Source organism: Streptomyces sp. NPDC107654, assembly GCF_055639035.1.
In genome coordinates this window covers 429,951-449,454 of sequence record NZ_JBVKBI010000003.1, presented here as the reverse complement: position 1 = coordinate 449,454, position 19,504 = coordinate 429,951, and the positions used below count along the sequence as shown (strand labels likewise).

17 protein-coding genes and 1 pseudogene are annotated in these 19,504 nt (G+C 75.3%); 7 read left to right on the top strand and 11 right to left on the bottom strand.

The window, feature by feature from the left end; translation table 11 throughout:
• The first annotated feature begins 90 nt into the window (after positions 1-90).
• Positions 91-2,181 (top strand): RICIN domain-containing protein, encoded by a 2,091-nt coding sequence (locus ACZ7N4_RS07845; protein WP_471354948.1) that lies wholly within the window; start codon positions 91-93, stop codon positions 2,179-2,181.
• 1 nt (position 2,182) lies between these two features.
• Here the strand turns inward: ACZ7N4_RS07845 and ACZ7N4_RS07840 are convergent, their stop codons facing one another.
• The 5 genes from ACZ7N4_RS07840 to ACZ7N4_RS07820 all read right to left on the bottom strand — a co-directional run bounded on the left by ACZ7N4_RS07840 (position 2,183) and on the right by ACZ7N4_RS07820 (position 7,741).
• Positions 2,183-2,692, bottom strand: a complete 510-nt coding sequence (locus tag ACZ7N4_RS07840) for a universal stress protein (protein ID WP_471355147.1) — start codon at positions 2,690-2,692, stop codon at positions 2,183-2,185.
• A 17-nt stretch (positions 2,693-2,709) separates the two neighbouring features.
• Entirely contained in the window at positions 2,710-3,963 is a 1,254-nt protein-coding gene (locus ACZ7N4_RS07835) for an SLC13 family permease (protein WP_471355145.1), read from the bottom strand.
• Positions 3,964-4,026: 63 nt separating this feature from the next.
• The gene (locus ACZ7N4_RS07830) at positions 4,027-5,268 is read right to left on the bottom strand and encodes a polysaccharide deacetylase family protein (RefSeq protein ID WP_471354946.1); all 1,242 of its coding nucleotides are present in this window, start codon (positions 5,266-5,268) and stop codon (positions 4,027-4,029) included.
• Between the two features lie 197 nt (positions 5,269-5,465).
• Positions 5,466-6,170: a DUF4232 domain-containing protein gene (locus tag ACZ7N4_RS07825; protein ID WP_471354944.1), complete on the bottom strand. Its 705-nt coding sequence runs from the start codon at positions 6,168-6,170 to the stop codon at positions 5,466-5,468.
• Between the two features lie 161 nt (positions 6,171-6,331).
• A complete protein-coding gene (locus tag ACZ7N4_RS07820; protein ID WP_471354942.1) occupies positions 6,332-7,741 on the bottom strand; it encodes a serine/threonine-protein kinase in 1,410 nt (469 codons plus the stop codon).
• A 44-nt stretch (positions 7,742-7,785) separates the two neighbouring features.
• On the opposite strand from ACZ7N4_RS07820, the gene ACZ7N4_RS07815 reads away from it, so the two are divergent.
• On the top strand, positions 7,786-8,334 hold the full coding sequence (locus tag ACZ7N4_RS07815) for an RNA polymerase sigma factor (protein ID WP_471354940.1): 549 nt from the start codon (positions 7,786-7,788) through the stop codon (positions 8,332-8,334).
• A 15-nt stretch (positions 8,335-8,349) separates the two neighbouring features.
• Here ACZ7N4_RS07815 and ACZ7N4_RS07810 read toward each other — a convergent pair whose 3' ends face one another.
• Entirely contained in the window at positions 8,350-10,749 is a 2,400-nt protein-coding gene (locus ACZ7N4_RS07810; protein WP_471354938.1) for a SpoIIE family protein phosphatase, read from the bottom strand.
• A 275-nt stretch (positions 10,750-11,024) separates the two neighbouring features.
• On the opposite strand from ACZ7N4_RS07810, the pseudogene ACZ7N4_RS07805 reads away from it, so the two are divergent.
• The 4 genes and pseudogenes from ACZ7N4_RS07805 to ACZ7N4_RS07790 all read left to right on the top strand — a co-directional run.
• A pseudogene (locus ACZ7N4_RS07805) lies at positions 11,025-11,527 on the top strand (hypothetical protein); the annotation flags it as partial.
• Between the two features lie 225 nt (positions 11,528-11,752).
• Positions 11,753-11,992, top strand: a complete 240-nt coding sequence (locus ACZ7N4_RS07800) for a hypothetical protein (RefSeq protein WP_471355143.1) — start codon at positions 11,753-11,755, stop codon at positions 11,990-11,992.
• A gap of 2 nt (positions 11,993-11,994) precedes the next feature.
• Positions 11,995-12,372 (top strand): toxin Doc, encoded by a 378-nt coding sequence (locus ACZ7N4_RS07795; RefSeq protein WP_471354936.1) that lies wholly within the window; start codon positions 11,995-11,997, stop codon positions 12,370-12,372.
• 369 nt (positions 12,373-12,741) lie between these two features.
• Entirely contained in the window at positions 12,742-14,283 is a 1,542-nt protein-coding gene (locus tag ACZ7N4_RS07790; RefSeq protein ID WP_471354934.1) for an RICIN domain-containing protein, read from the top strand.
• Positions 14,284-14,540: 257 nt separating this feature from the next.
• Here ACZ7N4_RS07790 and ACZ7N4_RS07785 read toward each other — a convergent pair whose 3' ends face one another.
• Positions 14,541-15,719, bottom strand: a complete 1,179-nt coding sequence (locus ACZ7N4_RS07785) for a lactate 2-monooxygenase (protein WP_471354932.1) — start codon at positions 15,717-15,719, stop codon at positions 14,541-14,543.
• A 455-nt stretch (positions 15,720-16,174) separates the two neighbouring features.
• Between ACZ7N4_RS07785 and ACZ7N4_RS07780 the strand changes: the two genes are divergently transcribed.
• Complete coding sequence (locus ACZ7N4_RS07780; RefSeq protein WP_471354929.1) at positions 16,175-16,609, top strand: protease inhibitor; 435 nt, start codon at positions 16,175-16,177, stop codon at positions 16,607-16,609.
• A gap of 208 nt (positions 16,610-16,817) precedes the next feature.
• Here the strand turns inward: ACZ7N4_RS07780 and ACZ7N4_RS07775 are convergent, their stop codons facing one another.
• From ACZ7N4_RS07775 to ACZ7N4_RS07760, 4 genes are all read right to left on the bottom strand, one after another.
• Positions 16,818-17,066: a CDGSH iron-sulfur domain-containing protein gene (locus tag ACZ7N4_RS07775; RefSeq protein WP_471354927.1), complete on the bottom strand. Its 249-nt coding sequence runs from the start codon at positions 17,064-17,066 to the stop codon at positions 16,818-16,820.
• The gene (locus tag ACZ7N4_RS07770) at positions 17,047-17,688 is read right to left on the bottom strand and encodes a HemK2/MTQ2 family protein methyltransferase (protein WP_471355142.1); all 642 of its coding nucleotides are present in this window, start codon (positions 17,686-17,688) and stop codon (positions 17,047-17,049) included. The genes ACZ7N4_RS07775 and ACZ7N4_RS07770 overlap by 20 nt, the downstream gene beginning before the upstream one ends.
• 33 nt (positions 17,689-17,721) lie before the next feature.
• Entirely contained in the window at positions 17,722-18,777 is a 1,056-nt protein-coding gene (locus ACZ7N4_RS07765; protein ID WP_471354924.1) for an iron-containing redox enzyme family protein, read from the bottom strand.
• Positions 18,778-19,179: 402 nt separating this feature from the next.
• On the bottom strand, positions 19,180-19,389 hold the full coding sequence (locus tag ACZ7N4_RS07760) for a hypothetical protein (RefSeq protein WP_471354922.1): 210 nt from the start codon (positions 19,387-19,389) through the stop codon (positions 19,180-19,182).
• Positions 19,390-19,504: the final 115 nt, after the last annotated feature.

The window sequence follows — 19,504 nt, the reverse complement described above, 5'->3', positions numbered from 1 at the left end:
GCCTCAGGTGGACGTTCGAGCTGCCTCATGACCTCGCCATACTGATTGGTATGGACTAATTCCCCGTAGTGCGTCTGGAGGAATTCGGCCGTGACCGAGGCAGGCCCGTCGGACGAACAGCTGAGTGCCGAACTGAAGAAGTGGACGGGAGCGTCACCGGCGCTGCATCCCGTCGGTGAACTCCTGGACCGGCACTGGGCGGCCGCCTTCGCCTACGCCCGGCTGTGCACCGACGGGCCGCGCGCCGCGGGCATGCTCACCACGGCCGCCTTCACCCGGCTGTTCGGCGCGTCCCTCCGGCAGGCCGGCCCGACCGCCGCCTGGCGGCCCCAGGTGCTGGTCGCCGTCCGCCGGATCGCGGCCGAGTGGGACACCGACGGTCGCCGGGAACTCCTCCACCCCGGCCTGCGCCCCGGCGACGGAACCGGCGAGCGCGCCGCGGCCCGGCTGCTGCCGCCGCCCGACCGGCGGCTGCTGTCCCGGGCGTTCCAGCGCATCCCCGAGATCTCCCGTGCCGTGCTGTGGCACACCGAGGTCGAGGCCGAACCCCCGGTCCTGCCCGCCGCGCTGCTCGGCCTGGAGGAAGAGGACGTCCGCGTCGAACTGCGCCGGGCCCGCGAGCGGCTGCGCGAGGAGTGCCTCCAGGTGCACCGCGAACTCGCCCCCGACGCCGAGTGCCGGCGCTATCAGCGCATGCTCGACGTGACCTTCCGGCGCGGCGGCACCGACATCGACCCGGACCTGCGCGAGCACCTGGCCGGCTGCGGTCACTGCGGCCGCACCGCCGGCCAGCTCACCCGGTTCGACGACGGCCTCGGCCTCGCGCTCGCCGAGGCGGTCCTCGGCTGGGGCGCCCGCGACTACGTGACCTCCCGGGCGGCCCGCGCCGAGGAGCCCACCGCACCCGCCCCGGCGGCCTCCGCCGTCGTGGCGGGGGGCGGGGACACCGCCGCTCCCGGAGGGGAGCAGGCCTTCGCGTCCCCGGGTGCGGACACCTTCGCGTCCTCGGGCGGGGACGCCTTCGCACCGCGGGCGGGGGAACCCTTCGCGCCCCCGAAGGCGGAGCCCTTCGTACCCGCCGAGCCCACGGACGCCGCCGATCCCGCCGGCCCGGCGGACCCCGCCGCGCCGGCGCCGCCCCGAGCCGCCCCGCGCCGGCGGGCAGCCGGCCGCGGCACCTTCACGGCCCGCCGCCGAACGGCCGCCGCCCCCGCCGCCGAAAGCCCTCAAGGCCCCGGGGACGACATCGGAGCCCCAACCGGAACCGGAGCCACGCCGAGCACGGCCCCCGCCCCCGCCTCCCCCCGCTCCGCGCACCGCGCCGCGCGGCGTGCGCGGCGGCGGAACCTCGCGCTGGCCGTCGTCACCGTCGGCGGCCTCGTCGTACTGCCGCTCACGCTGTGGTCGGCGCTCGACTCCGGCGGGAGTCCGGCGCCCGGTCCCACGCCGTCCCGCACGCCGGGCGGGGACGCGGCCTCCCCGGGCCCCTCCTGGGCCGGGCGGACCGCGCCGGGCCAGGGTGCCCTGCACGGCAGGCTGCGCAACCTCGCCTCCGGCCTGTGCGTCGGTGTCGTCGGGGAGAAGGCCGTCGAGGGCGCCGAGACGGAGCTCGCCGGCTGTTCCGCCGCCCCGACCCAGCAGTGGACGTACGAGACCGACGGGCTGCTGCGCACCGCCGCCGCCCCCGACCTGTGCCTGGACTCGAGCCTCGGCTACTCCGTGCGCCTAGCCCCCTGTACGGCCACCGGCCGGGCCGCCCGCGACATCCGCTACGACTTCACCCTCCAGGGCGTCCTGGTACCGCGCTCGGACCAGGGGCTGGCCCTCACACCCGCCGCCACCGACGGCTCCGGCGCCCTCGTGCTCAAGACCCGCGCCCCCGGCACCGCCCAGCGCTGGTCCGTCGACACCGCCCACCCGGACCTGCGGATGGAGAACGTCAACTGGGACGGCGACGGCACCCCGGTGGCCACCGCCACCGCACCGCCCGCGCCGCCGGCTGCCACGGTCACGCCCTCCGGGACGACCCGGCCCAGGCCCGCGCCGAGCACGGCCACGGCCCTTCCGGCGCCCTCGCCGACCGTCACCGTCGACCCCTGCACGGCGTACCCGGAGTACTGCGGCCGGGATGGCGGCGGCTGGGACGGGGGCGGTTGGGGCGGGGGGCGGCATCGCCGCTGAGTCAGGGGTGGTGCGGCGGCGGGATCGTCCCCAGGTCCGGGGCCGGTTCCGGCCACACCAGCAGCACCGGGCAGGGCGCGTGGTCGACGGCGAACCGGACGGCCGGGCCGAGACTTCCCGGCCCCAGCCGGGAGCGGTCCCCGTCCCGGGCCAGCACCAGCAGCCCGGCCCCCTCGGCGGCGGCCACCACCTCCCGCTCGACCCGGCCCGACCGCTCCTCGCGCGCACACGGCCGGCCCAGCCGTTCCGCGGCGGCGGCGAGGAGCGAGGCCGCCGACGTGCCGCCGAGCGCCTCCAGCCGGTCACCCGGATCCCTGCCCCAGCCCTCGGCCGGGAGGCGCCCCGGGTGACGGCGTCCGAGCAGCCCGGCGAAGGCCCCGTGGGCCACCGCGGGCACGTCCGGCCCGCTCACATGGAGCAGCACCACCTCGGCGTCGTCCGGAGCGTGGGCGCGCACCGCGTCCACGCAGGCGGGCCAGGTGCCCTCCACGAGCCAGGCGATCACCCGCATCTTCCAGGCCTTCCGCGTCACAGCACCAGCAGCGATCCCCACAGTGCCACCACCGCGACCGCGAGGGAGGACGGCACGGCGAACAGCCCGAGCCGGGTGAACTCCGCGAGGTCCACGTCGTGCTCGTGCTGGTGCACGATACGCCGCCACAGCAGCGTGGCCAGCGACCCGGCGTAGGTGAGGTTGGGGCCGATGTTCACGCCCAGCAGCACGGCGAGGACGGCCCCCGGCCCGGCGGGCGTCGCCAGCGGCAGCAGCACCAGCACCGCGGGCAGGTTGTTGATCAGGTTGGCCAGCAGCGCGGCCAGCGCGGCGATGCCGAGCAGCGCGGGCAGCCCGGTGCCGTCCGGCACGGCATGCCCGAGCACGTCCGCCAGCCCGTTGTCGACGACCGCCCGCACCACGACGCCCAGCGCCAGCACGAACGCCAGGAACCCCGGGGCCGCCGCCCGGACCACGGTCAGCGGGCCCGCCTGCCGGCGCACCAGCGCCCGCCCGGCCAGCACCAGCGCGCCGGCCGCGGCCACCCAGGCGGGGTCCACGCCGAACGCCGACGCCACCACGAACCCGGCCAGCGTGCACCCCACGGTCACCAGCGCGAACAGCGGCAGCGGCGGCACCTCGGCGGTGTCCCGGCCCGCCGGCGCCGCCGCCGTGAGGTCCCGGGCGAAGAACCGCCGGAAGACCAGGTATTCGACGCCGATCGCGGCCAGCCACGGCAGCGCCATCAGTGCCGCGAACCGGGTGAAGCTCAGCCCGCTCGCCGTGAACGCCAGAAGGTTCGTCAGGTTGGACACCGGCAGCAGCAGCGACGCCGTGTTCGACAGGTGCGTGCAGGCGTACACGTGCGGTTTGGGCCGTACGCCCGTCCGCGCGGCCGTCGCGAAGACCACCGGGGTGAGCAGCACGATCGTGGCGTCCAGGCTGAGGACGGCGGTGATGGCCGAGGCCAGCGCGAACACCGCCGTCAGCAGCCGCACCGGCCGGCCCGCCGCCCACCGGGCCGTCCACGCCCCGCACGCGCGGAACAGCCCCTCGACGTCGCAGAAGTGGGCGAGCACCAGGACCGCCGCCAGGAATCCGACCACCGGGCCGAGCCGTTCGGCCTCGGCCCGGGCGTGTGCGAGCGGGATCGCACCGGTCGCCACCGCGATGCCGGCGGCGGGCACGGCCATCACCGCCTCCGGCCACCCGAAGGGCCGCACGACGGCCCAGGCCAGCACGGCGACCAGCAGGGCGGCGGACAGTGCCTCGGCGAGCGGGGTGTTCAGGGCGGTTCCTTCCGGAGGCGGTCGCAGGGTGCACGCCCATGAAAACAGACGACCGGCGACGCCCTACGACGACCGGTCGCCGGCCGTACCGAGGAACTCCGCCCAGCCGCCCGCCGGGGACCGCCCGGGCGGGAGCGTGCGCAGTCTGCGCAGCACCGCCGGGTCCTGCGCCTCCAGCCAGGCCACCAGTTGCCTGAAGGAGACGAAGCGCACGTCGTCGTAGGAAGCCATCTTCCCGATGGCCTCCTCGACGGCGTCCATGTAGATGCCGCCGTTCCAGCGTTCGAAGTGGTTGCCGATGAAGAGGGGAGCCCGGTTGGTCTCGTAGGCCCGCCGGAAACCGGCCAGGTAGGTGTCGCGGGCCTGGGCGCGCCAGGTGTCGTAGCGCGCGCGGTCGCCGAGCGGATTGCCGCCGGACTGGTTGAACATCATGTTGTAGTCCATCGACAGCACCTGGAAGGAGTGCCCGGCGAACGGTATGGACTGCAGCGGGAAGTCCCAGATCCTCCCGCCCTGCACCTTGCCCGGCCACATCTGGAGTCCGCCGGGGGAGCTGGCGTCGTACGTCCAGCCGAGCGCGGCGGCCGTCGGCAGGAGGTTCGCCTGCCCCTCCAGGCAGGGGGTGCGGCCGCCGGTCAGCTCCTTGCGGTAGTCGAAGGGGAGGGGTTCGAGGTCGGTGAAGCCGGTGTTGGTCTTCCACCGCGTCACGAAACCGACGGCCTGCTCGATCTCGCTGCGCCACTCGGCCGGGGACCACCTGCGCACGCCGGCCGCGCCGCAGAAGTGCCCGTTGAAGTGGGTGCCGATCTCGTGGCCCTCCAGCCAGGCGGCGCGCACCTGCTGGAGCGTGGCGTGGATGTGCCGGTCGGCGAGGTAGCCGATCGCGGAGGCGCCGACGGGGTGCTGCGGGGGCCGGTAGAGGTGCTTCTTGGACTCGGGCAGGGTGTAGATGCCGCTGAGGAAGAACGTCATCTTCGCGCCGTGGTCCGCGGCCACCTTGCGGAACCGGGAGAACAGCCTGTTGCTCACCTCGCCCGCGCCGTCCCACGAGAACACCACGAACTGCGGCGGCCGCCGGCCCTCCTTCAGCCGCTCCGGCTTCGGCTGGTGCGGCTGGGCACCCGTGTCGGCGGTGGAGCCGTCGCCGATGGGCTTCGCCGGCCGGGCCTGTTCGGTGCCCTTCCCGTCCGCCGGGTCCGGCCCGCCGGTGCGGAGGCCGGTGCCGGAGGAGCAGGCGGCCAGTGTCCCCAGGGCACCCGCCGCCGCCCCGGCCGTCAGCGCCCGCCTGCGTGAGATCCCGCTCATCTTCTCCCCGATTCCCTGGTCACGGCCCTCTCGGGCCCTGCGCGTCGTGCGGTCGACCGGGTTCGATGACGGGAGGCGGGGGAAAGATCGCGACCGGCGGCGCCTGTTGCCGTCCTGTGACAATTGGGGCGCCGTCATGACGAACCCCGCTGCCTCGGGGGAGATGACAGCGGGGTCCGGGTGCAGGAGGCTCCGGCTCAGGGGCCGGTGCCGGGGCTGAGCACCGTCAGCCGGACGGCGGAGGAGTTCCCGGAGACCGGCACCGGCCCGCCCGACCAGGCCGCCTTCAACGGATCCCGCTCGTCCGGCGGGGTGACCACCAGCGCGGACGGCCGGGCCGTCTTCGCGCCGCTGATCTCCGGGTTGGAGAAGGTCAGCCCCGCCCAGGCGCTCTTACCGGGCCGGAGGGTGACGGTCACCGGGCTGCCGGGCTCCCGCTTCGGGTCCGGGCCGAGCTGGGTGCCGGAGCCGTTGACGAAGGCCGCGCCCGGGTAGCCGCGCACGGTACAGGTGCGGGCGGAGGTGTTGGTGAGGACCAACGGGAAGTTCTCCTGGCCGGCGCCCGGGTCGTTGCGGCCCACGGAGGCGCGCAGCTCGGAGGTGTGGCAGCGGGTGCTCACCGCGGCCGGCGCGGTCGAGGCCCGTGACGCCGAGGCCGTGGCGCCGCCCGGGGAGCCGGTCGCCTCCGGCACGGACACCGCGCTGCTGCCGGCGGGTGAGGAGGCCGGGGCGGACCGCGGGGCCGTCGGGGTGTCCCGTGCGGGTGCGGCCGTACCGGAGACGGTGGCCGGCCCGGCGCTGTGCGCGCCGGAGTCGTCGCCGCAGGCGGTCAGGAGGCCCAGCACGGCGACCGTGCCCACGAGCAGGGCACCGGGCCGCGCGGACCGGGGGGTGTACACCATGTCTCCACGCTCCTGGAGGGTCACGGCACGCGACCTGGACGCGTGCCTACGGCGCCGGGTGCGCCGTCCTCTCCGTCCGATGCACGGACCGCCGGAAAAGTTCGGGACGCGGCGGATTATGTCGGGTTCTTTTCCCCGTTCCGGCCCTCGGCAGCCGCCCGTCAGGCCACCCGCAGGGAGCGGAGCACGGAGTCGGTCGCGTCCTCGCCGTCCCCTTGGCGCACCTGCACGTACACCTGCGGGTGCGCGGCGCCGCCCGCCGGCACCAGCGCGGACTCGGTGACCGAACCGCCGTCCGGGCAGCCGCTCCAGGACCGGACCAGCCCCCGCCAGTGGGCGTCCGAGAAGCTGCGGGCGCCCGTGTACCGGCAGCCGGAGTGGGCGAGGGCCTTCACTTTCGCGCCGACGTCACCGTGCGCGCTGACCCCGACGAACACGCCGTCCACGGCGGACCTCGGGTCGGACCAGCGGGACAGGTCGCCGGCCACCACGAGGCCCGGCTCGTGCCCGGACGCCAGCCCGAGCGCCCCCGGGTCCCAGCCGGAGTCGCGCAGTTCGCGGCCGAACGCGTCCGGCACCCGCAGGGTGACCCGCCCGCTGGCGTCCGCGACCCGCGTCCCGCCGTCCGCGGAGCCGTCCCGGTGCAGGGCCACGGTCACCGTGACCGCGGCGGCGGTGGCGGCGAGGACCGCGGCGACGGCCAGGGTCACGGTGGTGAGCCGGCCGCGCACCCTGTCCAGGCGCCGCCCGGACCGAGCCGACGCCGCCGACCCCGCCGACGGTGCCGCGGCCAGCCGGTCCAGCTCGTCCGCGAGGGCCTGGGCGCCCGGCCAGCGCCGCGCCCGGTCCGGCTCCAGCGCGCGCAGCAGGGCCCGCTCCACGCCCTCGCCGAGCTCCGGCCGCAGCCGCCGGGGCGGGGTCACCCGGCCCGGCGGGCCCGGCACCGTCCCGGTGAGCAGCTCGTAGCCGACCGCGCCCAGGCTGTAGACGTCCGCCCGCTCGTCTATCCCCGCCCCGGGTTCGGCCTGCTCCGGCGGCCGGTAGCCCGCCGAACCCGCCGCCAGGGTCAGCACCGAGGCCTGCGCGAGGCTCTTGGCCAGGCCCAGGTCGGCCAGCAGCACCCGCCGGGTGCCGTCCGGGGCGGTGTGCAGCAGTACGTTGGTGGGCTTGATGTCGCGGTGCACGATGCCCGCCTCGTGCAGCGCGGCGGCACCACGCGCGGCCTCGGCGGTCAGCGCGAGCGCCTCCCGTACCGGCAGCGGACCGTCCGCCAGCAGATCGGCGAGGGTTCCGCCGCCCGCGTACTCCATCACGAAGTACGGCCTGCCGTCCGGGAGTTCCCCGATGTCGTAGACCTGCACCACCCGGCCGGAGCCGGCCCGGCGCAGCAGCCGCGCCTCGGACAGGAAGCGCTCGCGGATGTCGAGCCGGTGCGCCCAGTTCTCGGCGAGGACCTTCACCGCCACGGGGGCCTGGAGCTCGGGGTCGTGGGCGAGCCACACCGTGGCGAAGGCGCCGCTGCCCAGCGGACGTTCGAGGCGGTGGCGGCCGATCCGCTCCAGGGGGTGCATACGACTATCATGCCTGGCCTGAGATCGACTGGGAGGGGGCGTCCGTGCAGGACCCGGCGCCGATGGAGGAGTTCGCCCGGCGTGCCGCGGCCGGCGACAGCGCGGCCCTGGACCGGCTGCTGACCGAGATCCGGCCCGAGGTCGTGCGGCGCTGCGCACGCTTCCTGCCGTGCCGGGAGGACGCCGAGGAGGCCGCCCAGGACGTGCTGCTCCAGGTGGCCCGGCACCTGTCCGGCTTCGAGGGCCGCAGCCGCTTCGGCACCTGGCTGTACACGGTCGTCGCCAACTGCTGCCGGCAGAAGTACCGGGAGCTGAAGCGGCGGGCCGCCGAGCAGCCCGCGGCCATCGAGCCCGCGCACGCCGTCGACCCGCGCACCACCAGCGTGATCGCCGGCTCCCGAGTGGACCTGCTGGAGGCACTGGACCGCCTGGAGCGGGAGCATCCGCACCTGGTCGCGCCGCTGGTCTACCGGGACATCTGCCAGCTCGACTACGCCGAGGCCGCCGAACGCGCCGGCATCCCGCTCGGCACCTTCAAGTCCCGGCTGCACGAGGCCCGCAAGCAGGTGCGGCCCTGGCTGACGGCCTCCTGACGCGCCGCCCGGGGCCTACAGGTCCTCCTCGAACAGCGGCAGTTCCGCCCAGATCGTCTTGCCCTCCGCGTGGTGCCGGCTGCCCCAGCGCTGGGTGAGCTGGGCGACCAGCAGCAGTCCCCGGCCGCCCTCGTCGAAGACCTTGGCCCGGCGCAGGTGCGGGGCGGTGTGGCTGGTGTCGGAGACCTCGCAGATCAGGGTGGCGGCCGCGTGGATCAGCCGGAGCCGGATGGGCCGCGCGCCGTACCGGATGGCGTTGGTGACCAGCTCGCTGACCACCAGTTCCGCCGTGAACGCCGCCTCGCTCAGCGACCAGGTGTCCAGCTGTTCCACCACCTGCTTGCGGATCGGCGCGACCAGCGCCGGGTCGGCGGGGATGTCCCAGGTCGCCACCTGCGAGGCGGGCAGGCCCCGGGTGCGGGCGAGGAGCAGGGCGACGTCGTCCGGTGCGCCGCCGGACGGGAGCAGCGTGTGCAGGACCCGGTCGCAGGTCGCGTCCAGGGAGTCGGCGTACGCACCGAGCGCCCCGTCCAGCAGTTCCCGGCCGGCCTCCGGGTCCCGGTTCCGGCACCACACCAGCCCGTCCGTGTACAGCGCGAGGACGGTTCCCTCGGGCAGTTCCACCTCGGTGGACTCGAAGGGCAGCCCGCCCAGCCCCAGCGGGGGACCGGCGGGCACGTCCAGGACGCTCGGTGTGCCGCCCGGCGGCAGCACCACGGGCGGCGGATGCCCGGCGCGGGCCAGGGTGCACCGCCGGGACACCGGGTCGTACACGGCGTACAGGCAGGTCGCGCCGACCTCGCCCGGGCTTCCGTCCTCGCCGGGGCCGGCGTCGGGCCCGGACTCCTCCGACAGCCGGACCACCAGGTCGTCGAGGTGGGTGAGCAGCTCGTCCGGGGCCAGGTCGATGTCGGCGAGGGTACGGACGGCGGTGCGCAGCCGGCCCATGGTGGCCGAGGCCTGGATGCCGTGTCCCACGACGTCCCCGACGACCATCGCCACCCGCATCCCGGACAGCGGGATCACGTCGAACCAGTCCCCGCCCACACCGGCCCGCGCGGCCGGCAGATAGCGCGAGGAGACCTCCAGCGCGGCCGTGCGCGGCAGGGACCGGGGCAGCAGACTGCGCTGGAGCGCGAGCGCTGTCTCCCGCTCGCGCGAGTACCGGCGGGCGTTGTCGATGCAGACGGCGGCCCGCGCGGTGATCTCCTCGGCCAGCAGCACGTCGTCCACGGTGAAGGAGTCCGGGCGGCGGTGCCGGGTGAGCACGGCGACCCCCAGGGTCAGCCCGCGCGCCTGGATGGGCACCGACATGGAGGAGTGGATACCGAACCGCCGCACCCGCTCACCGCGCTCCGGGTGCCAGTGCAGCCACTGGTCCATGTCGCCGGCGGCCACCGAGGTGGTGATCGTACGGCCGGCGGTGAGCGAGTCGGCCTGCGGGGAGAAGGCCGGGTACTCCTCCGCCGCGCCCGGTTCGGTCACCGCCTCCGGCACACCGTCGAGCACGGACTGGTGGGCGGCGCGGCGCAGCCGTACCGGCGCGGTGATGCGGGCGGGGGGCTCGCCGCCGTACTCCCGCACGTCCAGCAGGTCGATGGTGACGAAGTCGGCGAGCGCGGGCACGCACACGTCCGCCAGTTCCTGTGCGGTCCGGGTGACGTCGAGCGTGCTGCCGATGCGCACGCTGGCCTCGTTGACCAGGTGCAGCCGCTGCCGGGCCCGGTGGTTGTCGGTGACGTCGTGCGCGGCCAGGCACACCCCCCGCACCCGGCCCGTCCCGTCCCGGACCGGGGCCATGCGGGCGAGCCAGGCGTGGGTCCGGTCCTCCCCGCCGGTGCGCTGGAAGGTCTGGACGTCCAGCGGCTCGCCCGAGGTCAGCACCCGGAGCATTCCGCGCTCCAGCTCCTCGCCGTGCGGGCTGCCGCTGATCTCCGTGAGCCGGAGCCCGCGCAGCCGTTCCGCGGGCAGTCCGACGACACCGGCCATCGCCGTGTTCATCCGGCGCAGCCGCAGCCGGTCGTCGTAGACCGCGACCGCGCACGGCGACTGCATCAGGCCGGCCTCGCCGAGCGGGTCGTCCGCGGCGGGGGGCCGCGCGTCGGTGAGCGGGGTGACCACGAGCCAGTCGCCGGGGTGCTCGTCGCGGCGCGGGCGGCGGTGGGCGAGCAGCCAGACGGGGAGGGTACGTCCGTCCCGGTGGCGCAATCCGACCGTGCCCGACCAGCGTGGACCCCGGGGCGGGTCCGCCGGGCCGGCGTCGGCCAGCAGTTCGGCGGCGGGGCGGCCCAGCACGGCGGCGGCCGGATGGCCGAGCAGCCGGCGGGCGCCTTCGTTCCACTCGGTCAGCGTGCCGTCGTCGCCGATGGCAGCCCGGGCCGTCGCCGCATCGTCGAACGGGTAGACCCGGCTCATCCTTGCCGCTCCCAAGCGCACACTCACAGTGAACAGGTGGCTCCAGTCGTGTTCCAGCGTAGTGCGTCGCGCCCTGCCGTGACGCCGACTCCCGCCTTCGCTCCGACCGGTCGAACACGGTCGGGCACGGTCAAAGGAGGACATCAGGGCCGATCCTCGGCCGGGATCAGACACCGAAGACCGGACTTTTGACGGTCGCGTGTGCCGGGACGTCAGAATCTGTTTGCTCACGATCAGTTGTGAGTCTTTCTGGGTCCTGACGAGGGAGAGCCGCCCTGACGGTCACGCGCAGATCGGTTCTGGTCGCAGCCACGGCGGCGCCCGCGGCCGGAACGCTCGTGAACGTTCCCGCTGACCCGGCCGTCCTCGCCGCCGGGGAACGCCGTACGGCTGCCGCTGTGGGACGGCCGGCGGTTCGCCCTGGTCGACCCCGGCGGCCTCACCGACCCGACCGGCGCCCGCGCGCGGGCCGCCGACCCCGGTCACGACGACGCGGCCTGGTGCGAGGTCGCCGTGCCGCACGACTGGAGCATCGAGCAGACCCCCACCACCGAGCGCGGCACCACCAGCGGCACCGGCTTCTTCCCCGGCGGCCTCGGCTGGTACCGGTTCGCCTTCACGCTCCCGGGGGGCTGCGCCGGCCAGCGGGCGCGAGGCCCGCCGGGTGATCACGGAGCCGGTGCACGTCGCCCGCCGGGGCACGTACGTCACCACCCCGGACGTCTCGGCCGGCCGCGCGCTGGTCCGGGTGCGGACGACCGTGCGCAACGTGTCCGGCGCGAAGACGGAGTGGGCCACCGCCTCCGACACCCCGACGGTCGTCACCTTCGACCCGGCCCGCGGCTCCCGGATCCGCCTGACCCTCACCAGCGCGTGCCCGGGCGGGCGCAGGGAGCGGTGCGGATCAGCGGACCGGACGTGTGAACACCGCCCGGTACCGCAGTCAACCCCTGCTGAGCTGCGGATATTTACGCGTGAGTACCCGCGCGGTACCGTGTGGGCCATGCCAGCTCTCAACGTGGAGTTCAGCGAACGGGAACTAGAGGACCTGCGGCGGATCGCCAAGGAGCGCGGTACGTCGATGAAGGCCCTCGTGCGTGAGGCCGCAGCCGCCGACATCGCCCGGCACCGCGCCCTGCAGGAGGGCGCCGAGGTGTTCCGCCGCTTCTTCGCCGGGCACGCCGAGGAATTTGCGGCGGCCTTCCCCGACGACGAGCGTCCCGGCAAGGGCGAGGCCGCCTGAGGATGGCCTCCGTCATCCACATCGACGTCCCGTGGCTGCTCCAGCGGTACGAGGAGGTCCTGCCCGGCCGGCCCGCGGTGGACGACCTCTCCGCCCTGGTCGCCGCCGTCGCCCGGCACCGGGTGGACCCGCCCCGGCTCGGCCTGGTCTCCGACGCTGCCTGGCGCGCCGCCGCACTGCTGCACACCCTCGCCGTGCTCAAGCCGCTGCCCGCGGCCAACGCCCGCTTCGCCTGCGCGACCGCCGTGGCCTACATGTGCGTCAGCGGCGTCGGCATCGACCCGCCCCGCGGCGCCCTCGTCGGCCTGGCCCGCGACCTGATCTCCGGCAAGACCGACGTGTACGGCGCCGCCGACCGGCTCCGCTCCTGGCAGGGCTGACCGGACGCCGGGCGGTCGGCCCCGTCCCGGCCGGCGGAGGGAGGCCGCCGGGACCGCCGGCCGGGAGCGGGACCATCGGGGGAGGACCGGCTCCCAGTCCACCACCGGCGCGCCCGCCACGGGAGCGTGCGTGCCCGGCCGGCGCGTGCGCGGACTTCACACGGGGCGCATGCGGAAGAGGCCGGCTTTTCGCCAACGCCCTTCAGTGCCCGCCTTTTTGACCTTCTTTCAATCCGCCTGAAGTCGTCCATCCGCCTTGTTGCCCCTGCGGCGGGTGTGCAAGGGTTCAAACGCGGTGAATTTCCGCTCGTACCACGCGCCAAAAGGCATCACGCGCCAAAAGGCCACGCGCCAAAAGGAATCCGCTCCGTGCTCACCCCCCACCCCCCTCGTCCTTCCTACCCGCCGTCCGGCGCCGAGCCCGGGGAATCCGACGAGTTCCTCGCCGGCCCGCTGCGGGCCGGCTCCGACGCGGAGGCCTCCCGGTCGGCCGCCCTCCTGATGGCCCGGCACTGGCAGCAGGCCCAGGAGTACGCGGTCATCTGCCTGGCCGCCCCCGGACCCGTCGCCCACATGGTCACCGCCACCGCCTTCCACCAGGTCCTCGGCAGGCTGGCGCTCGGCGAACCCGCCGACGCGCTGCGGCCGCGCCTGCTGGTGACCGTCCGGGACACGGTCGTCAACTGGTCCGGCACCGACCGCATCACCGCCGTACTGCCCGGACTCGGAAAACCCGCCGGGGTCCGAGGAATACGCACCGCGCAGCCGCCGACACCCGAGAACCGCGCCCTCTCCGACCGCGCGTTCCACGCCCTTTCCCGGCTGGAACAGGCACTGCTGTGGCACACCGAGGTCGAGGCCGAACCGCCGGACGTGCCCGCCGGACTGCTCGGCATGGACCTCCGCAGTGCCACGGCCGCGCTCGAACAGGCCCGGGAGAAATTCCGCGAGGGCCTGGTGCGCGCCCACCGGGACCTCGCGCCCGGCAAGGAGTGCCGCTACTACAACCGCCTGCTCGACGTCCCGATCCGCCGCGGCGGCGCGCTGCTGCCCGACGTCCAGGAGCACCTGGCCGGCTGCGCCTACTGCCGGCACGCGGCCGAGCAACTCGGCCACACCGACGCCGCCCTGGGCGTGCTGCTCGCCGAGGCCGTGCTCGGCTGGGGCGCCCGCCGCTACCTCGACTCCCGTCCCGGCCGCCGCCCGGGCCCCGCCGGCTCCGGCTCACGGCGCCCCGGCGGACGCCGGCGCGGCGGCGGGCGGCGCCGCGCCGGGGACGGCGGACCCCGGCCGCAGGCCCGGTTCCTCGCCGGGGTGACCGCGCGCCGCGCATCCGGCGGCACCGCCTGGTCGTCCCGGACGCTGCTGACCGGCGTCGGCGTGGCCTCGGCCGGGCTGCTCGCGACCGTCCTCGCGATCAGCGTCTGGCCGAACGGCGGCGACGGCACCCAACCGGTCGTCTCCACCGGCACCGCCCCCGGCACGTCGACACCGTCCGGCACCCCGGGTCCGCCCACCGCCGGCCGGCCGGGCGCCCTGCGCGACGCCGCCGGGCTGTGCCTGGACGTCAGGGGCACCCCGGCGGCCGGGGCGAGCACCGTCCTCGCCGTGTGCTCCGGCGCGGCCACCCAGCGGTGGACGTACGAGGCCGACGGGCTGCTGCGCAGCGGTGCCGGCGCCGGCCTGTGCCTGGACTCGCACGCCGACGCGGGTGTGGTGGTGCTCGGCGACTGCGCGGACGCCGGGTCGGGGCGGGCGGACGACGTGCGCTACGACCTCACGCCCCGGGGCGAGTTGCTGCCGCGGTGGGACCGGACCCTGGCGCTCGCCGCAGGCGGGGAGGCGGCCGGCGCCGACCTCGTGGTCAAGGTCCGCGACGGGTCGGCCGCCCAGAGGTGGAACGCGGCGTAGGCCACCGGAGGCCTGCCGGCGGCGCGGGCCGGGCGGGACGCGTCCGGCCGGCGAGAGCGTGTCGAGGACGACGAGCAGGGCCGGCCCGACGGAGCCGGCGAGTACGGTGCTGCGCCTACCCGGCGGCTGGGCCGAGCGGCCGCTCCCGGGCCGCCGGCGGCTGGGCTGAGCCCCCCGGGCCGCCGGGCCGAACAGCCACCGCGGCCGGGCTGAACGTCCTTGGCGGGGAGCGGCCGGCCGCCGCCGGTGACGCGCCGTCAGGGAGTCGCCGTGCCGTCCGTCTCCACGTCCGACCGGGTCACCGTACCCGGGCTCGCGTGGCCCGACAGGGCCAGCGTCAGGTCGAACTCCGCCAGGAGGCAGCGGATCACGTGGTCCACGCCCGCCTCGCCGTCCAGGCCGAGGCCGTAGACGTACGGCCGGCCCAGCAGGACCGCGCGGGCACCGAGGGCGAGGGCCTTGAAGACGTCGGCGCCGGTACGGACCCCGCTGTCGAACAGCACCGTGAGGCGGTCACCGACCGCGTCCGCGACCCGGGGGAGCGCGTCGGCCGCGCCGATGGAGCCGGCCACCTGACGGCCGCCGTGGTTGGAGACCACCACGCCGTCCATCCCGGCGTCGGCGGCGAGCCGGGCGTCGTCGGGGTGCAGGACGCCCTTGAGGACGATCGGGCCGTCCCAGTGCTCGCGCAGGAAGGCGAGGTCCGGCCAGGTGTGTCCGGCGTCCCCGAACAGGCCGAGGAAGTGCAGCACCGCCGCGTTCGGGTCCTCCTCCACCGGCTTGGCGAGTCCGGCCCGGAACGCGGGGTCGGTGAAGTAGTTCGCGGTGCCCACGCCGTGCAGGAACGGCAGGTACGCCTGGTCAAGGTCGCGGGGCCGCCACGCCAGCAGCGGGGTGTCCAGGGTGACCACGAGCACCGAGAAACCGGCCGCCGCCGCCCGGGCGAGGAAGCTCCGGGTCACCTCGCGGTCCTTGCCCCAGTACAGCTGGAACCACCGCTCGGCGTCCCCCATCGCCTCCGCCACCTGCTCCAGCGGGGTGCTCGACGCCGAGGACAGGATGTACGGCACGCCCCGCGCGGCGGCGGCCCGGGCGGCGGCGGACTCGGCTTCCGGGTGCATGATCGACAGCACGCCGACCGGCGCCAGCGCCAGCGGCGCCGGCAGGGTCCGGCCGAGCACCTCCGTCGTGAGGTCGCGCAGCCGGACGTCCCGCAGCATGCGCGGCACGATCCGGTGCCGGTCGAGGGCGGCCCGGTTGGCGCGGGCCGTACTGCCGTCGCCCGCGCTGCCCGCCACATAGCCCACCGGACCCGGCCCCAGCCGGTGTCCGGCCAGTTCCTCCAGCCGGGTCGGATCGGTGGGGAGCCGGGGCACCGCCCCGGTCGTGCCGTTCAGATAGATCTCGTACTGGAAGTCCGCCCAGTGCGGTGCCATCCGTCCCTCCCGAGGTCGTCGGCCGCGTGCGCCCCCGACCATACCGACCGGTAAGTCAGTAGCGGCAGGGTCGGCACGGGGTCGGTACGGGGGTCGGTACGCGGCCGGGGCGGCTCCGGGGGTGGCGGAGGCGCCCGCTCCTGGTGATCACTTCATGAACACAAGGAGTCATGAAGGGACTTTCGGCGGGCGGAGCCGGAATGTTTCAGGACGATTAACGAACAGCTGATTTTCGGCCACCTGGCCGCTCCCGGGGCGGGGGAACGGCTCTGTTACGGGGTCCCGTCGTTCGATTTCCGTGACTTCACGCCACTGATTCAACACGAAAGGTTACTGAAACCCATGGGTTCGATGTGAGTTTCGGCGGTGGACTCGGCAGAGTGGCGCACGCCGCTCCGGTGCCCGACCGGACCGGAGCCGGCAACTCGTCCGATTCGAGCGGAAGGATGCACACAATGCGGAACACCGCGCGCTGGGCAGCGGCCATCGGCCTGACGGCCGTCGCCGTCTGCGGACCCCTGACCGGGGCCGCCGTCGCTGCACCGGGCGCCGCCCCGTCGTCGCTCTACGCCCCCTCGGCGCTGGTGCTCACCACCGGCCACGGCAACGACGCGGCCACGGCCACACCGGAGCGCGCCGTCACCCTGAACTGCGCCCCCACGGCCTCGGGCACCCACCCGGCAGCGGCCGACGCCTGCGCCGAACTGCGCGGCGTCGGCGGCCAACTCGACGCCCTGAAGCCCGCCGGCGACGTGATGTGCACCAAGGTCTACGACCCCGTCGTCGTCACCGTCCAGGGCGTCTGGCAGGGCAAGCGCGTCTCCTACGAGCGCACCTTCGGCAACGCGTGCATGAGGGACGCCGTCGGCGGAACCCTGTTCGCTTTCTAGGACCGGGATCGCAAGGGGTCCTCGTGGACGCCGGATCAGGCCCGCAACTGGGGAGTGCGGCCCCTGCAGCGGGGAACCTGCGATCTCGCACCGGGACCGACGGGCGGAGTGGGGCCGCCCGCCGGACCCGGTCACACAGCCGCTCCCCGGCAGGTCCGTGGGGGGCCTTCCGGGGAGCGGCGAAAAACAGTCTGTTTCAACGGGGTACTCAGGACCTGCGCCGGTGACTCGTGTCGCACCAGGGGTAGCGACGACTGCGCCGGCAGGTACAGAGAGCGACGCGGAACCGGTCCGAGAAGACCGTGCTCCCGTCCTCCAACTCGATCTCCACGGGCCCTTCCACCAGGAGGGGCCCGCGTCGTTGCACGGTGATCCGGCGGGCCCGTTCGGCGGGGTCCGGCGCGGAGCCGGCGGGGGTGTCCGCCGCGCGGTCGCGGTCAGCAGGGTCGTTCGGCACGGATGACCACCAGTTCCTCCCTGTCCTCGGCCGGCGCGAGCAGCCCGCACCGACGCAGCCAGTCGGCCCGGGAGCGCAGCACCGGTCCCAGCGGGATCCAGCGGCGGCGGACCACGGCGGCCTTCAGTCCTCCCGCCCGCAGCAGCTCCAGGGTGCGGTCCGGACCGCTCAGCGCCGAGTGCACGATCAGCAGTGTCCCCCCGGGGCTCAGCAGCGCCGGCGCGTCCCGGCAGATCGGGTCGAGCAGCAGCCGCCCGTCGCGCCCCGCGTCCCAGGCGAGGGACCGGCCGCGCGGCCCGCGCCCGGTGTCGGGCGCCGGCACGTAGGGCGGGTTGGCCAGGATGAGGTCGTACGTACGGCCCCGCACCGGCGCGAACAGGTTGCCGCGCCGGATGTGTACCGGCAGCCGGCGCAGCCAGGCGTTCAGCCGGACCGTCCACACCGCCCGCCGGGACACGTCCACCGCGGTCACCTCGGCACCCCTGCGGGCCGCCTCCAGGGCCAGCGCACCGCTTCCGGTGCCCACGTCCAGCACGCGGGTGCCGGGTGGCGGGGCCACCTCGTGCAGGGCCTCGGCCAGCAGTTCCGTGTCGTCCTGCGGGGCGTACACACCCGGGAGCATCACTGCGATCACCCTGTCCGAATACCCGGGGAATCAGGATGCATGGGATGTTTCCTGTTTCCGGGGTGCCGGCTGTTCCCGGTGTGCCCGCTGGGGTGCTTCCAGCGGGGTCCGCAGGGCCGACCGTCCCGTGCGCCAGCGGGCGAGCAGCCGTCGGGCCAGCCGCTCCTCCAGGTACTCGGTCGCGTCGATCCCGAAGACGATGTCCGGTGCCAGCTCCGGCTCCTCCGCGAGCAGCCCGCCGATCACGTCGTGCCGGACGACCTGCTCGTGCACCGCGTCCGCCTCCACGTGCTCGTCGTAGAAGAATTCCGCGGCCGGGCCGGCGCCGGTACGGCGCATCGCCTCGGCCAGCCGGCGGGAGCCGGGCGAGGAGGTGATCTCCACGTCGGCGAAGTGACCCACCAGCGCGCCGCGCAGCTCGCGGTGGAGACCGAACAGGGACATCAGGTTGACCACGGCGAGCATCTCGGCCGGGGCCGCGTCCAGATGGCGGCCGTACGCCGTGTCCAGGCCCAGGTCCGTCATCAGGTCGGCGAACAGGCGGGCGTGCACCCGTTCCGGGCGTCCGCCGCCGAACTCGTCGTACTCCACCGCGGCCATCGCCGCCTTGGCCCGGCCCCACAGCCGCGGCAGCACCCAGGCGTGCGGGTCGGCCTCCTTCAGGTGGTACAGCGAGCGCAGCGCCGCGTACTCCCGCAGTTGCCACAGTTCGCCCTCGTCACACAGGAAGTGGCTGACGCCCGTGCCCTCGGCCGGTTCGACCAGCAGGGCGGCGAGCGCCTCGTCCAGGCTGTCGTGGACCGGGGTGTCGGCGCGCAACGCCGTCCGGAAGCGCCGCTCCAGCGCCGCGCGGACGCGCAGCAGCTCCGGGTCCCACTCGATGTCCGGCGGGACCCCGTCGAAGCCGCGGTAGTGCAGCTCGTAGCAGAGGTACAGGGCGAGCTGGAGGTCGTCTCCGTACGGGTCCGCCTCCTCGGCGTCCGCGGGGCGGGGCAGGGGGCCCGTGCCGCGCAGGTACGCGGCGACCGCGGCGGAGAGCGGGCCGCGGTCCGGGGGCAGCAGGGGTCCTCGCGCGTGCTGGTTCATGGGGCTCGGGTACCCGGCCTGCGGGAATGCACCGCGGTCGCGGCCGTGTGCGGGGCGAGTTCCGTCACCGGCACGGAACCGCCGGGGCCGTCACCGGGGCCGGGGGCCGGTTCTTCCGCCGGGACTCGGCTCCGCTGGTGTGGCCGCCGGGTGTCGTCACCGGCGCCGGGGGCGGGACTCCCCGGCCGGGCCTCGGCTCCACCGGTACGGATGCCGCCGGCTCTCCTCACCGGCGCCGGGGACACGGTCCCGCTGCCAGGCCTCGCCACCACCGGCATCCGGGCCCCGGCCCGGACTCTCGGGCCGGGCGCTCGCGGACCAGCCCGGGAGCCGCCCGGCCCCCGCCCCGCCCCCGGTCGGTCCGCATCCGTTGCCGTGTCCCGGCCGGTACGCCCAGTGGTCTCAGTCTCCGTTCGCCTGTTCCTGTGCCCCGGTGTTCGGGGTGATGGCGTCGCCGGCCTTGCCCGTGCCGTCGTCCGAGTCGTCCGTGCCGTGGCCGTCCGTGTCCGCGGTGGTCTTCCCCTCGTCGCGTTTCTCGGCCTGCTCGACCTCCCGGAGCACCTCCTCCAGGGCCGACTCCGGCCGGTCCTCGTGGTCGTTCCCGCCCGGCATGGTCGTCTCCTTCCGCCGTGTTGGTGATCTCCCCTGCGAGTTACCCGCGGACGCGGTCTCAAGCGCCCCGCCGGACGGGGGAGGGGGCCGCCGTCCCCTTGCGGACGGCGGCCCC

What these genes read in the sequence shown, in the direction of transcription:
- ACZ7N4_RS07840 (WP_471355147.1), bottom strand. Translation starts at nt 2,692, where the DNA reads ATGCGGGTGATCGCCTGGCTCGTGGAGGGCACCTGGCCCGCCTGCGTG.
- ACZ7N4_RS07830 (WP_471354946.1), bottom strand. Translation starts at nt 5,268, where the DNA reads ATGAGCGGGATCTCACGCAGGCGGGCGCTGACGGCCGGGGCGGCGGCG.
- ACZ7N4_RS07825 (WP_471354944.1), bottom strand. Translation starts at nt 6,170, where the DNA reads ATGGTGTACACCCCCCGGTCCGCGCGGCCCGGTGCCCTGCTCGTGGGC.
- ACZ7N4_RS07820 (WP_471354942.1), bottom strand. Translation starts at nt 7,741, where the DNA reads ATGCACCCCCTGGAGCGGATCGGCCGCCACCGCCTCGAACGTCCGCTG.
- ACZ7N4_RS07810 (WP_471354938.1), bottom strand. Translation starts at nt 10,749, where the DNA reads ATGAGCCGGGTCTACCCGTTCGACGATGCGGCGACGGCCCGGGCTGCC.
- ACZ7N4_RS07800 (WP_471355143.1), top strand. Translation starts at nt 11,753, where the DNA reads ATGCCAGCTCTCAACGTGGAGTTCAGCGAACGGGAACTAGAGGACCTG.
- ACZ7N4_RS07795 (WP_471354936.1), top strand. Translation starts at nt 11,995, where the DNA reads ATGGCCTCCGTCATCCACATCGACGTCCCGTGGCTGCTCCAGCGGTAC.
- ACZ7N4_RS07785 (WP_471354932.1), bottom strand. Translation starts at nt 15,719, where the DNA reads ATGGCACCGCACTGGGCGGACTTCCAGTACGAGATCTATCTGAACGGC.
- ACZ7N4_RS07780 (WP_471354929.1), top strand. Translation starts at nt 16,175, where the DNA reads ATGCGGAACACCGCGCGCTGGGCAGCGGCCATCGGCCTGACGGCCGTC.
- ACZ7N4_RS07770 (WP_471355142.1), bottom strand. Translation starts at nt 17,688, where the DNA reads ATGCTCCCGGGTGTGTACGCCCCGCAGGACGACACGGAACTGCTGGCC.
- ACZ7N4_RS07765 (WP_471354924.1), bottom strand. Translation starts at nt 18,777, where the DNA reads ATGAACCAGCACGCGCGAGGACCCCTGCTGCCCCCGGACCGCGGCCCG.
- ACZ7N4_RS07760 (WP_471354922.1), bottom strand. Translation starts at nt 19,389, where the DNA reads ATGCCGGGCGGGAACGACCACGAGGACCGGCCGGAGTCGGCCCTGGAG.